Below are 12,875 nucleotides of genomic sequence, written 5' to 3'. Positions count from 1 at the left end.
CATCGCATTATCGGTTGTGGATAAAAACGGGCAAAGAGCGCCGCCGTGCAACCCCGCAGAATCCTTACAGCCCTTGATTTCCAAGGGATCCGGAAATCAGGCCGCTGCTCACAGGAAATCGCGCCCATCCCGAAGCCGCACAACCCGGCCGAGTGAGCCCCCGCACTACTGTCCGGTCACGATCCGGACCGCCCCCGCGGCCTTCTCCGCCCCCGCGGCCCCCTGCGTGCCGGTCGTGCGCCAGTCGCCGCCGTTGCTCCCCGCGGTCCACTCCCGCCCCGCGTACGCCACCCGCTGGATGTGCAGCTGCGAGGAGTTGGCCACGGCCCAGTGCGCCAGCTGCCAGCCCCGCTCCCGCTCGTCGCGCCCGGTGGCGTCCGTCCTGCGGCCCTCGGGCACCGGCACGGTCACGGTCCGCCCGTGCGCCGTCGCGGTCACACTCGGGGACGGCGACGGCGACGGAACCTCCGTACCGCCCACCACCGCCCCGGTCTCCTGCAGCGCGTCCCGCCCGAAGTCCCGCACCAGCGCGGCCCGTACCGCGTCCGGCCCGGTCGCCTCGGCGGTGGTCTCCGGACGTCCGTCGCAGGTCAGCGTGGCCGCAGCCTGCCCGGTCAGCGCGGCCGCCAGCAGCGTGGCGTCCGGCTCGTGCTTGGCGTACGCCTCCGGATAGCCGCTGCGCTGCACCCGCTGCGCGGCCACCGTCAGCGGCAGGTCGGTGTAGTTCGGCACCCTGGCCAGGTGCGCGTAGAAGATGCCCGCCGCGTACGCCGGGTCCATGACCTGCTGCTCGGTGCCCCAGCCCTGCGAGGGCCGCTGCTGGAACAGGCCCAGGGAATCCCGGTCGCCGTGCTGGATGTTGCGCAGCCCCGACTCCTGGATGGCGGTCGCCAGCGCGATGGTCACCGCCCGCTCGGGCATGCCCCGCCCGGTGCCGACGGCGGCGATCGTCGCCGCGTTCACCGCCTGCTCGGGCGTGAACTCGTAGGACGCCCCGTCGCCCGTTGCGGAGACCACCTTGCAGCCTCTCGCACCCCCGCCTCCGGTGACGTACTGCACCACGAGATAGGCGGCGACGCCGCACAGGACCAACAGGGCCGCACCGATACGGAGGAGGCGGCCGCGGCGCTTGGGACGAGTGGGGGACGGCTCTGGCACGCGTACAAGGTACTGGAGCCCTCCCCGGCCCTCACCCCGGGTCCACCGAGCGCAGCGCTCACAGGACCGCGCGTGAGGGCGCGCTAGGGTCGAGGCCATGGCCGACACCTCGCTTGACCTCACGCTGGATGCCGCCGCGCTCACCGCGCAACTCGTGGACTTCCCCTCCGAGAGCGGTACCGAGAAGCCCCTCGCGGACGCCATCGAGACCGTCCTGCGCGCGCTGCCGCACCTCACCGTGGACCGGTACGGCAACAACGTGATCGCCCGGACGAACCTGGGCCGCGCGGAGCGGGTCATCCTGGCCGGCCACATCGACACCGTGCCCATCGCGGACAACGTGCCGTCCCGGCTGGACGAGGACGGCGTCCTCTGGGGCTGCGGCACCTGCGACATGAAGTCCGGCGTGGCGGTGCAGCTGCGCATCGCGGCCACGGTCCCCGCGCCCAACCGCGATCTGACCTTCGTGTTCTACGACAACGAGGAGGTCGCCGCCGAACGCAACGGCCTCAAGCACGTCGCCGAGGCCCACCCGGAGTGGCTGCGGGGCGACTTCGCGGTGCTGCTGGAGCCCTCCGACGGCCAGGTCGAGGGCGGCTGCCAGGGCACGCTGCGGGTCCTGCTGAAGACCACCGGCGAGCGCGCCCACTCGGCGCGCAGCTGGATGGGCTCCAACGCCATCCACGCGGCGGCCCCCATCCTGGCCAAGCTGGCCTCCTACCAGCCCCGCTACCCGCTCATCGACGGCCTGGAGTACCGCGAGGGCCTGAACGCGGTCCGCATCACCGGCGGTGTCGCGGGCAACGTCATCCCGGACGAGTGCGTGGTGAGCGTCAACTTCCGGTACGCCCCCGACCGCACCGAGGAGGAGGCGATCGCGCACGTCCGCGAGGTGTTCGCGGACTGCGGTGTGGAGGAGTTCGTGGTCGACGACCACAGCCCCGGCGCGCTGCCCGGCCTCTCCCACCCGGCCGCCGCGGCCTTCATCGAGGCGGTGGGCGGCACCCCGCAGCCCAAGTACGGCTGGACGGACGTGTCCCGTTTCTCCGCGCTCGGTGTTCCGGCCGTCAACTACGGTCCCGGCAACCCGCACTTGGCGCACAAGCGCGACGAGCGGGTCGAGGTGGCCAAGATCCTGGCGGGCGAGGAGCGGCTGCGCAGCTGGCTCACGGCGTAAAGGTTCCCGTACGCCGCTTCATGGCGGACACGCATACGTCCCCCCTCCGTAACCCGCGTAGATCTACTCTGAGATCGAACTACCGGCAACCGGAGGGAGCGCACATGGCTACCGGAAACCCCGAGGGGAAGAAGCAGCCGCCGGACGAGCAACGGCTCGGCCCGGTCCTCCGACGGCGCAGCCAGGTCACGGCCAGTACGACCGACCAGCGGCTGCTGGACGCGGGCGGGCCCTCCGACTGGGTCCACACCGACCCCTGGCGGGTCCTGCGGATCCAGTCGGAATTCATCGAGGGCTTCGGCACGCTGGCCGAACTTCCCCCCGCCATCAGCGTGTTCGGCTCCGCGCGTACGCCGGTGGACTCGTCCGACTACGACGCGGGGGTGCGGCTGGGCCGAGGGCTGGTCGAGGCCGGCTGGGCCGTCATCACGGGCGGCGGGCCCGGCGCGATGGAGGCGGCCAACAAGGGTGCGCTGGAGGCGGGCGGTATCTCGGTGGGCCTCGGCATCGAGCTGCCCTTCGAGCAGGGGCTGAACCAGTACGTCGACATCGGCCTCAACTTCCGGTACTTCTTCGTCCGCAAGATGATGTTCGTCAAGTACGCGCAGGGATTCGTCGTCCTCCCGGGCGGCCTCGGCACCCTCGACGAACTCTTCGAGGCCCTCACCCTCGTCCAGACCCAGAAGGTCACCCGCTTCCCGATCGTCCTCTTCGGCAGCGAGTACTGGGGCGGCCTGGTGGCCTGGCTGCAGAACACGCTGGTGGCCCAGGGCAAGGCCTCCGAGAAGGACCTGCTCCTGTTCCACGTGACGGACGAGGTGGAGGAGGCGGTAGCCCTGGTCTCCAAGGAGGCAGCCCGCTAGCCCCACCCCCGGGGGCTCCGCCCCCGGGGTCAGGCCAAGCCGCGCCTGGCGACCGCGGGGGCCCGATGGCCGGCGATCGACGCCACCATCTCGAGTACCTGGCGTGTCTCGGCCACCTCGTGGACCCGGTACACCTGCGCACCCAGCCACGCCGACACCGCCGTGGTCGCCAACGTCCCGATCAGCCGTTCCTTCACCGGGCGGTCCAAGGTCTCGCCCACGAAGTCCTTGTTGGACAGAGACACCAGTACCGGCCACCCCGTGGCGACCATCTCGTCCAACCGCCGCGTCGCCTCAAGGCTGTGCCGCGTGTTCTTCCCGAAGTCGTGCCCCGGATCGATCATCACCGACTCCCGAGGCACCCCCAGCGAAACGGCCCGCTCGGCCAGCCCCACGGTCACCTGAAGGATGTCGTCCATGACGTCGTCGTAGGTCACCCGGTGGGGACGGGTACGCGGCTGCACACCCCCCGCATGCGTGCACACCAGTCCGACCCCGTACCGCGCGGCAACCTCCGCGAGCCCCGGATCGACCCCGCCCCACGCGTCGTTCAGCAGATCCGCCCCCGCCTCGCACACCGCCTCGCCGACCTCGGCCCGCCAGGTGTCCACACTGATGATCACGTCCGGGAAGCGCCGCCGTACCTCCGCGACGAACCCGACCGTCCGCCGCGCCTCCTCCTCGGCCGTGACCTCCTCGCCCGGCCCGGCCTTCACCCCGCCGATGTCGATGATCGCGGCTCCCTCGGCCACCGCGTGCTCCACGCGCGCGAGCGCCGGCTCGTCGCGGAACGTGGCCCCCTGGTCGTAGAAGGAGTCCGGGGTCCGGTTCACGATCGCCATGATCACCGGCTCGTGAGGCCCGAATTCCCGCCTGCCCAGCCTGAGCATCCGCTGTGACCTCTCCTAGAACGTCCCGCAGTACGGCCGCCTGCGACCCTAACTGTCAGACTCGCATGGCACGATCGGAGCCTGACAGATTCAGCATCCGGCCCAGCGTCGGGCGCAAGGAGCGTGGGGACCTCAGCGATGGTTATGTTCTTGTTCCTGGTCGTCGCCCTCGCCGTCGTGGTGGGCGCGGTGACACTCGCCGTGGTGGGCGGCGGTGAGAGCGCACCGCTCCCGGAGGTCGCCCCGGAGCGGCTGCAGGACCCGCTGCCCCCGGACCGCCCGGTCCGCAGGGCGGACGTGGAGAGCCTGCGCCTGCCGATCGCCCCGCGCGGCTACCGCATGGCCGACGTCGACGACGCCCTCGGCCGCCTCGCCGCCGAGCTGGCCGAGCGGGACGCCCGTATCGCCGACCTGGAGTCCGCGCTGGCCGGCGCCAGAGCGGCCGCCGCGCACGCCCGGCTGGACAAGCCCGGCCACGAGGAGCAGCGATGAGCGACGGGGCCGCCCTCGCCGGGCCCGACGGCGCGCTGCGCTGCCCGTGGGCCCTGTCCACCGAGGATTACGTGTCGTACCACGACGAGGAGTGGGGCCGCCCGGTCCACGGCGACGACGCCCTCTTCGAGCGAATCAGCCTGGAGGCCTTCCAGTCGGGCCTGTCCTGGATCACGATCCTGCGCCGCCGCCCGGGCTTCCGCACGGCCTTCGCCGAGTTCCGGATCGAGAAGGTCGCCGCCTTCACGGACGAGGACCGCGAGCGGCTGCTGGCCGACCCGGGCATCATCCGCAACCGCGCCAAGATCGACGCGACGCTCGCCAACGCGCGCGTGCTCGCCGACTGGGCGGAGGGCGAACTGGACGAGTTCATCTGGTCCCACGCCCCCGACCCGGCCGCCCGCCCGGCCCCGAAGACCCTCGCCGACGTCCCCGCGGTCACCCCGGAGTCCACGGCCCTGTCGAAGGCGCTGAAGAAACGCGGCCTCAGATTCGTCGGCCCGACGACGGCGTACGCACTGATGCAGGCGTGCGGGCTGGTCAACGACCACCTGGAGAACTGTGTGAGCCGGACCAGCCCAGCCGCCCGCTAGCCGCTCAACGGCCCAGGTACTTCGGCTTCTCCTTGTTCACGAAGGCCTGCACCGCGATCGTGTGGTCCTCGGACCGCCCCGCCCTCGTCTGCAGCTCGTCCTCCTTCTCCAGCGTCTCGGCGAGGGAGTGCGTCATGCCGTAGGCCACCGCCTCCTTGATCGCCGCGTAGGCCACGGTCGGGCCCTCGGCGAGGGCTCGCGCGACCTTCTCGCCCTCGGCACGCAGCTCGGCGGCCGGCACCAGGCGGTTGGCGATGCCCAGCTCCAGCGCGTCCTGGGCGCTGATGCTGCGCGGGAAGAGCAGCAGGTCGGCGGCGCGGCCCGGGCCGACCACCCGGGGCAGCGTCCAGGAGATGCCGGAGTCCGCGGTCAGCGCGACACCCGCGAAGGAGGTGTTGAACGCCGCCGTCTCGGCCACCACCCGGTAGTCGGCGGCGAGCGCGAAGCCGAAGCCAGCCCCGGCCGCGACCCCGTTCACCGCGGCGACCACCGGCTTCGGCGCCTCGGTCAGCGCCTTCACGATCGGGTTGTAGTGCTCCTTGACCGTGCTCATCGTCTGCCCGGACCCGGTCTCCCGGTCCGCCACCAGCAGCCCGATGTGCTCCTTGAGGTCCTGGCCCACACAGAACGCGCGGTCGCCGGCGGCGGTCAGCAGGATCGCCCGTACGGCGGTGTCCCCGGCCGCGGATTCCGCCGCCTCCCGGAGGGCGACCTTGGTCGCGATGTTCAGCGCGTTCATCGCCTCGGGGCGGTTCAGCGTGATCGTCGCGAGTCCGTCGCTCACCTCGTAGAGCACGGTGTCGGCCATGGCGCATCCCCTCCGGTGTCCTCGCTGGTGACGTACCGCTCAGTACGTCGTGTCCGAAGGACAGCATGGCGGAGATCGCCGTCCGAGGGCCGGACCCGACGTGTGACCTGCGTCAAAGAAAACCGGAGCGGAGTCGCTCCGAGGGCGTCCGCGGGGCGGCGCAGTATCGCAGCCACATCCCCGAATTGAGTGGTTTTGCTCGCGCGCGTTGCCCAAGCGATGCCGACTGATGTTGGTCATCGGGTCCTGAGATGCGGGATAATGGCTTGGAAGCAATGTGTTCGATGCCGGTGTCGCGTGTCCGTTCCGGATTGCGCGTGCCCTCCCGGGGCCGTCGGCAGACGATGAGCTGGTTTCAGGAAGGGGAACGAGCATGGCGGCCATGAAGCCGCGGACGGGTGATGGCCCGCTCGAGGTGACCAAGGAGGGGCGGGGCATCGTCATGCGCGTTCCGCTCGAAGGCGGCGGTCGACTCGTCGTCGAGCTGACCCCTGACGAGGCCGAGGCCCTCGGCGACGCGCTCAAGAAGGTCGTCGTCTGACGCGCCCGCGATCCAGTCCTTCCGGCTGCCCCGGCATCGTATGCGGTGCCGGGGCAGCCGCGTTCCCGAGCCCCCGCGTCCCGCCCGTCACCGCTTGACGGCGCACAGCAGACCGTCGCCCACCGGCAGCAGCGACGTCACCAGCTCCTGGCTCTCCCGCACCGTGCGCAGCAGTTCACGCAGCCGCAGCACCTCCGTGGGCTGCGGTCCCGAGTCGACCGTACGGCCGTTGGCGAATATGCCCTCGAAGACGACCAGGCCACCCGGACGCAGCAGGCGCAACGATTCAGCGAGATAGTCCGAGTACTCCAGCCGGTCCCCGTCGCAGAACACGAGGTCGTAGCCGGCGTCCGCGAGCCGGGGCAGCACGTCCAGGGCCCGGCCGGGGATGAACCGGGCCCGGTTGCTGGCGAAGCCGCATGCGCGGAAGGCCTGCCGGGCGAACTGCTGGTGCTCCGGCTCCGGGTCGACCGTGGTGAGCACCCCGTCGGGGCGCATGCCGTGCAGCAGATGGATTCCGGACACCCCGCAGCCGGTGCCGATCTCCGCGACCGCCTTCGCGTCCACGGAGGCGGCGAGCATGCGCAGCGCGGCGCCCGTGCCGGGCGACACCGAGCGCAGCCCTGCCTCCCGGGCGCGGTCCCGGGCCCAGTGCAGCGCTTCGTCCTCGGCGACAAAGGCGTCGGCGAACGCCCAGCTCGTCTGCCGGTTGCCGGTAATGACCCTCTCCTGTCCCCGTGGTTGCCTCGGCGTGACTGTATCCGTTGGCACCGGGAACCCGCAGATGGGACTGGGCGTTTAAAGGGTTGAGCCGGTGGCCCGGGACGCGACGGGGGGTAGAAGGTGGATCAGGACGCCGAGCACATGCTGACGCAGCCGTATGAGCCGTATCAGCGCGTATCAAATTCTCGTAAAACCGCTTATCCGGAGCTAACGGGCGAGGTGGCTATGGTAGGGGCTCCACTGGACACCACCAGAGCCGACAGGGGAGGTGCGGCCGCGCCCGGGGACCGGGGAGGAGTGCTGCGGCGCTTCCTCGGATCGGCGGGCAGGCCGAAATCCGTGACCGACACCGCTGCTGACAGCCACTCCGCCCGCTTCGCCGCGGGCGAGACCCAGACCGCGACCTTCTCCACCGACGCGGACGGGCAGGCCTGGACTCCGCCCACGTGGGAGGAGATCGTCAGCACGCACAGCGGCCGGGTCTACCGACTGGCGTACCGCCTCACCGGCAACCAGCACGACGCCGAGGACCTCACCCAGGAGGTCTTCGTCCGCGTCTTCCGCTCGCTGTCGACGTACTCGCCGGGCACGTTCGAGGGCTGGCTGCACCGCATCACCACCAACCTCTTCCTGGACATGGTCCGGCGCAAGCAGCGCATCCGCTTCGACGCCCTCGGCGAGGACGCGGCCGAGCGCCTGCCCAGCCGTGAGCCCACCCCGCAGCAGGTCTTCAACGACGCCCACTTCGACGCGGACGTCCAGCAGGCCCTGGACACCCTCGCGCCCGAGTTCCGCGCCGCCGTCGTCCTGTGCGACATCGAAGGACTGTCGTACGAGGAGATCGCCGCGACCCTCGGCGTGAAGCTCGGCACGGTCCGCTCCCGTATCCACCGCGGCCGCTCCCAGCTCCGCAAGGCCCTGGCCCACCGTGCGCCCGAGGCGCGCAAGGCCGAGCGGCGCTCCTTTGTGGCCCGTGTCCCCGCTCTGGGGGGAGGGGGCGCGACCGCGTGAGTGGATCCCGACCGAAACCTGCTCCGGCGCACTTCGCCGAGCAGCACCTGGGAGACCGACTCTCCGCCCTGGTGGACGGAGAGCTCGGTCATGAGTCGCGTGAGCGCGTCCTCGCCCACCTGGCCACCTGCGCCCGGTGCAAGGCGGAGGCGGACGCCCAGCGACGCCTGAAGAGCGTCTTCGCGGAGGCGGCCCCGCCGTCGCCCTCCGAGAGCTTCCTGGCCCGCCTCCAGGGCCTCCCCGGGGGAGGTGACCCCGACGGCGACGGCACCTCAGCGCCCGGGGGCGGCCTCTTCGGGCGAGACCCCGGGGCCGGCGTCTTCGGCACGAGCCGCGGCGAGCGCTTCGAGTTCGGCTACGTCCCCGCCTCTTCCGCCCACTCCGCCGCTCCCGAGGAGCGCGGTTTCCGCATCCATCCCGTCGGCCGTCCGGACGCCGACCGGTCCGCCTCGCGCGGACTGCGGTTCGCGGCGGCCGCCGCCGGCGCGGTGTCGCTGGCCGCGCTCGCCCTCGGCGGCGTGACCACCGCCATCCCCGGTGACCTGGCCGCGGACGCCCGCAGCGGCTCCGGCAGCGGCAACGTGGCCCCGACGCGTTCGGCGGGCACGGGCGCGGCGACGCCCGACTCCCAGCGCCGTCGCGCGGTGGGACCGCTGCTCGCCCAGGGCAGCAGCCTGCTCGGCCAGACCTCGGTCGCGCCGACCTCCATGTCCGCGCCGCTGGTGCCCGGAGCGCCGGCCCCGGCCACGGGTCAGGTCCAGGACGCCGTGCACGAGCTGACCGCCCCGGTGGTGGCGGGCGCGGCCGCGGTCTCCCCGCTGATACGCCCGCTGAGCGAGATCACCCCGTTCTCGCTGACCCCCGGGTCCGCGTCGCCCCAGGTGACCGGCCCCGGCCTGCTGTCCGCCCCCGTCCCCGACACCACCTCCGCCTCACCCTCCCCTCAAGCGCCCTGACCTGCCTCTTCGCCCGGGCCGTCGAACCTGGTTGAATCCTGTGAACCGTGCCCGCGGCGTTGACCCGGGCACGGAGTCGACGTTCCGCGGCCACCGCCGACGCGCGCGGCCGCGGCCAGCCGTGGGGAGAGCATGAACGAGGGGAACCCGACGTCCGTCCCGCCGGGGGAGCAGGCGGAACACGGGGAGCAGACGTCGACGGGGGAAGCACCGGCGAGACCCACCGACGGCGACTTCGAACTGGCAAAGCCGAAGCCTGCGGCGGCTGTTTCGGGCGGCGCCGGGGCGGGCGGGGCGGTGAGCGTGGGGGCTGAGTCCGGCGCGGTTGAGCCTGTTGCGACTCAGCCTGTCCTGGCTGAGCCTGTTGCGGCTGAGTCCGGCGCGGCTGAGCCGACCGGGGCGGGCTCCGCCGTCGTACCGCCTGCCGAGCGCCCCAAGCCCCTGCACGACCCCGACCCTTACAGCACCCCGCCCTACGGCGAGCCGGGCCCCTGGGCACCCGCACCACCGGTCCAGCACCCGGCCGCGACAGCGGCGCAGGGCACGGCCGGACCGGCACCGGGGCCCGCACAAGGTCCGGCCGCTTCGCAGACACCGGCTGCTCCGCAAGTCCCCGCCGCATCGCAAGCACCGGTACTTCCACATGCACCGGCCGAGCTGCATACACCGCCCGCTCTGCAGACACCGGCCACCCTGCAGGTTCCCGCCGCTCCACAGGCACCGGGATCTCCGCAAGTACCGGCCGCCCCGCAGGCACCGGCCGCCGCACAAGCGCAAGCTGCTTTGCAGGTACCCCAGCCTTCACAGTTGCCGGCGCAGGCAGCCCCGGCCGCGCCGGGGCACATGGCTCCGGCTTCGCCCGCCCCCGCGGACCCGGGTGCGCCCCCGTCGGTGGATGCCTCGGTATCCGCGCCGGGCGCGCCGTCGGTGTATGCGCCGGGGGAGCTGCCCGATTCGGCCGCGGCGGCCGCGCCGGAGCCGGCCGCCGGCCCCTGGCAGCGCTACGACCCCTGGGCCGCGTCCGCCGCCGGGCTGCAGCCCCTCGTGTCCGGGCCGCTGCAGCAGACCGGTGCGGCGGTGCCCACCGAGCAGCAGCGGCGTAAGCGGGGCAGGCGGCTGCTCCTCGTGTGGACCCTGCTGGTCGCCGTCGTCTCCAGTGGCATCGGCGGGCTCGCCGGCGCCTATGTCGAGCGCGAGGGCGTGGGCGACGTACATCTGCCGCAGGCCGGAAAGGTGCCCGCCGGACGGGCGCCGGACAGTGTCGCCGGGATCGCCGCCCGGGCGTTGCCCAGCGTCGTCACCCTGCACGTCCGCGGGGCGGACGAGGCGGGCACCGGCACCGGCTTCGTGCTCGACGCCCGCGGCCACATCCTCACCAACAACCATGTCGTCGAGCCCGCCGCGTCCGGCGGCGAGATATCCGTGACGTTCAGCAGCGGCGCCACCGCCAAGGGGAAGGTCGTGGGCCGCGACAGCGGATACGACCTGGCCGTCGTCCAGGTCACCGGCGTCCACGGGCTCACCCCCATGCCCCTCGGCAACTCCGACGACGTCCGGGTCGGCGACCCGGTCGTCGCCATCGGCGCCCCCTTCGACCTGGCCAACACCGTCACCTCCGGCATCATCAGCGCCAAGGAACGGCCCATCACGGCCGGCGGCGAGAAGGGCGACGGCAGTGATGTGTCGTACGTCGACGCGCTGCAGACCGACGCCCCCATCAACCCGGGCAACTCCGGTGGCCCCCTCCTCGACTCCCGGGCCCGGGTCATCGGCATCAACTCCGCCATCCGCTCCGCCGCCGACGGCACGGACTCCGGGACCGGACAGGCCGGCTCCATCGGCCTCGGCTTCGCCATCCCCGTCAACCAGGCCCGTCGGGTCGCCGAGGAACTGATCAACAACGGCCACGCCACCCACCCCGTCATCGGCGTCACCCTCGACATGGGCTACACCGGTGACGGCGCGCGGATCGACACCAAGGCCCGGGACGGCGGCCCCGCCGTCACCAAGGGCGGCCCCGGCGACCGGGCAGGCCTGCGCGCGGGCGACGTCATCACCGAGGTCGACGGACAGCGCGTCCACTCGGGCGAGGAACTGATCGTGAAGATCCGTGCCCATCGGCCGGGCGACCGGCTGCGTCTGACGGTCGAACACGGCGGCACCCGGGAGGTCTCACTCGTGCTGGGCGCTTCGGACCAGAACTGACAGAAGTCTCACCTCGGGACGGTACCGGTCTGCCAGGTGCGGCGGGTACCGTTGAGCGACCGAGAACATCGCAATGGGAGCGTCAGGTGTTCAATGACATAGGACCACTCGAGCTGGTGACGATCATCGTGCTCGCTGTGCTCGTCTTCGGTCCCGACAAGCTCCCGAAGGTCATCCAGGACGTGATGCGCACGGTCCGGAAGATCCGCGAGTTCTCGGAGAGCGCGAAGCAGGACATCCGCAACGAGCTGGGTCCGGAGTTCAAGGACTTCGAGTTCGAGGACCTCAACCCCAAGACGTTCATCCGCAAGCAGCTGGACAACGACGAGCTGGGGCTGAAGGAGATCCGCAACGGCTTCGACCTGAAGAAGGAGATGGCCGAGGTCACGGACGCCGTCCACAGCCGCGACACCGAAGCTTCGTCTTCGTCTTCTTCCTCGTCTTCCTCCTCCTCGTCCGGCGGGCGTATCGACATGACCAAGAAGCCCGAGGACACCGGCAAGGACGACCGTCCGCCGTTCGACGCGGACGCCACCTGACCGGACCCGACACGCGCATCCGGCGGCGGACGTGACGCGTTTCATAGCGCGCACCCGCCGCACACGGCGCGAACAGGGCTTCTGCACGACCCACGCGCCGGGCGCTTTCCCTGCTGCTCTCAGCGGTGTGGATATGCTGCCGAGTTGTTGTGCGGACCGGACGAGTACGCCCGAAGGGGGGCGGGCCGCCCCGGTCCGACGAGAGCGAGGAGGCGTCCGGGCACATGGAGACGACGAGTCGGGTGGGCGCGCAGGCGCCGGCCGCGGAGGGCGGACAGCAGCTCCCCTCCGCCCGGCGTACGGTCGACGGCTACCTGCTGGCGCCCTTCCCGTGGTACGGCCTCGACGAGGCGTTCACCGGGCAGCGCTGGCTGATGCAGGTCGGCACGGCGGCCGACGGTGCCGTCGAACACGGGTCGATCGGTCACGGTGACGAGCCCTCCGTACGCAACGAGCACGTTGCCGCGTCCGCGGACGAGCCCAGGGAGAAGTTCGCGGTCGTGGTGACCGTGGCGGCGAACCCGTCCCGGCGGAGCGCCGACGGTACGGGTCTGCTGGAGGCGACGTCGGTGTCGTCGGCGGCGTGGCTGGCGGGGGTGGGGCTGCTGTCGTTCACGTGGCCGGGGCAGATGGACCACAGCCTCCGTGACGACTGGCTGGAGCAGCAGACGGAGACGGCGTGGGCCCTGGCCGATGACCTTGAGGGCCCCGAGTGGTCCACGCTCTCTCTTCCGGTGGACGGGGTGCCCATGCCCTTCCACTACCGGGAGTCGGAGTTCGGGTGGGTGCTGGCCGGTTCCACCGCGGAAGGTGTGCATGTGGGGGCGTACGGGCGGGGGATGAGCGCGTACGGGCTCGGCTTCGCCATGATCAAGGACATCTCGACGTACGCCTGAGGGCCGCACCGCCCCGCGCTCTT

14 protein-coding genes are annotated in these 12,875 nt (G+C 71.9%); 10 read left to right on the top strand and 4 right to left on the bottom strand.

Annotated elements, in window-relative coordinates; all coding sequences use genetic code 11:
- Positions 1-165: 165 nt before the first annotated feature.
- The gene (locus CRP49_RS06665; protein ID WP_179851526.1) at positions 166-1,158 is read right to left on the bottom strand and encodes a heavy metal transporter; all 993 of its coding nucleotides are present in this window, start codon (positions 1,156-1,158) and stop codon (positions 166-168) included.
- A 97-nt stretch (positions 1,159-1,255) separates the two neighbouring features.
- Here CRP49_RS06665 and dapE point away from each other — a divergent pair, with 97 nt between their 5' ends.
- Together dapE and CRP49_RS06655 are read left to right on the top strand one after the other, a co-directional pair.
- Positions 1,256-2,335 carry a succinyl-diaminopimelate desuccinylase gene (gene dapE, locus CRP49_RS06660; protein WP_097252561.1) on the top strand — a complete coding sequence of 360 codons (1,080 nt, stop codon included), beginning with the start codon at positions 1,256-1,258 and terminating at the stop codon, positions 2,333-2,335.
- A gap of 104 nt (positions 2,336-2,439) precedes the next feature.
- Entirely contained in the window at positions 2,440-3,198 is a 759-nt protein-coding gene (locus CRP49_RS06655; RefSeq protein WP_097252560.1) for a TIGR00730 family Rossman fold protein, read from the top strand.
- Between the two features lie 29 nt (positions 3,199-3,227).
- Here CRP49_RS06655 and folP read toward each other — a convergent pair whose 3' ends face one another.
- Positions 3,228-4,088 carry a dihydropteroate synthase gene (folP, locus tag CRP49_RS06650; protein ID WP_097252559.1) on the bottom strand — a complete coding sequence of 287 codons (861 nt, stop codon included), beginning with the start codon at positions 4,086-4,088 and terminating at the stop codon, positions 3,228-3,230.
- A 138-nt stretch (positions 4,089-4,226) separates the two neighbouring features.
- Here folP and CRP49_RS48810 point away from each other — a divergent pair, with 138 nt between their 5' ends.
- Both CRP49_RS48810 and CRP49_RS06640 read left to right on the top strand, forming a co-directional pair.
- On the top strand, positions 4,227-4,580 hold the full coding sequence (locus CRP49_RS48810; protein ID WP_097252558.1) for a DivIVA domain-containing protein: 354 nt from the start codon (positions 4,227-4,229) through the stop codon (positions 4,578-4,580).
- Complete coding sequence (locus tag CRP49_RS06640) at positions 4,577-5,173, top strand: DNA-3-methyladenine glycosylase I (RefSeq protein WP_097252557.1); 597 nt, start codon at positions 4,577-4,579, stop codon at positions 5,171-5,173. Before CRP49_RS48810 ends, CRP49_RS06640 begins: the two co-directional genes overlap by 4 nt.
- 4 nt (positions 5,174-5,177) lie before the next feature.
- Here CRP49_RS06640 and CRP49_RS06635 read toward each other — a convergent pair whose 3' ends face one another.
- Complete coding sequence (locus CRP49_RS06635; RefSeq protein WP_097252556.1) at positions 5,178-5,981, bottom strand: enoyl-CoA hydratase/isomerase family protein; 804 nt, start codon at positions 5,979-5,981, stop codon at positions 5,178-5,180.
- Positions 5,982-6,354: 373 nt separating this feature from the next.
- Here CRP49_RS06635 and CRP49_RS06630 point away from each other — a divergent pair, with 373 nt between their 5' ends.
- A complete protein-coding gene (locus CRP49_RS06630) occupies positions 6,355-6,522 on the top strand; it encodes a DUF3117 domain-containing protein (RefSeq protein WP_018544333.1) in 168 nt (55 codons plus the stop codon).
- 87 nt (positions 6,523-6,609) lie between these two features.
- Here the strand turns inward: CRP49_RS06630 and CRP49_RS06625 are convergent, their stop codons facing one another.
- Positions 6,610-7,293, bottom strand: a complete 684-nt coding sequence (locus tag CRP49_RS06625) for an O-methyltransferase (protein WP_097252555.1) — start codon at positions 7,291-7,293, stop codon at positions 6,610-6,612.
- A 249-nt stretch (positions 7,294-7,542) separates the two neighbouring features.
- On the opposite strand from CRP49_RS06625, the gene sigE reads away from it, so the two are divergent.
- From sigE to CRP49_RS06600, 5 genes are all read left to right on the top strand, one after another.
- A complete protein-coding gene (gene sigE, locus CRP49_RS06620) occupies positions 7,543-8,256 on the top strand; it encodes an RNA polymerase sigma factor SigE (protein WP_094215098.1) in 714 nt (237 codons plus the stop codon).
- A complete protein-coding gene (locus tag CRP49_RS06615) occupies positions 8,253-9,212 on the top strand; it encodes a zf-HC2 domain-containing protein (RefSeq protein ID WP_097252554.1) in 960 nt (319 codons plus the stop codon). The genes sigE and CRP49_RS06615 overlap by 4 nt, the downstream gene beginning before the upstream one ends.
- A gap of 132 nt (positions 9,213-9,344) precedes the next feature.
- On the top strand, positions 9,345-11,417 hold the full coding sequence (locus CRP49_RS06610) for a S1C family serine protease (RefSeq protein WP_097252553.1): 2,073 nt from the start codon (positions 9,345-9,347) through the stop codon (positions 11,415-11,417).
- A gap of 86 nt (positions 11,418-11,503) precedes the next feature.
- Positions 11,504-11,956 carry a sec-independent translocase gene (locus CRP49_RS06605; RefSeq protein WP_097252552.1) on the top strand — a complete coding sequence of 151 codons (453 nt, stop codon included), beginning with the start codon at positions 11,504-11,506 and terminating at the stop codon, positions 11,954-11,956.
- A 224-nt stretch (positions 11,957-12,180) separates the two neighbouring features.
- Positions 12,181-12,852 (top strand): hypothetical protein, encoded by a 672-nt coding sequence (locus CRP49_RS06600; protein WP_179851525.1) that lies wholly within the window; start codon positions 12,181-12,183, stop codon positions 12,850-12,852.
- Positions 12,853-12,875: the final 23 nt, after the last annotated feature.

This window comes from Streptomyces sp. Ag109_G2-15 (genome assembly GCF_900215565.1).
In the GTDB taxonomy this organism is placed as follows: Bacteria; Actinomycetota; Actinomycetes; order Streptomycetales; family Streptomycetaceae; genus Streptomyces; species Streptomyces diastatochromogenes.
The sequence above is the reverse complement of the archived record's forward strand: the minus strand, read 5'-3'. Positions and strand labels throughout refer to the sequence as shown.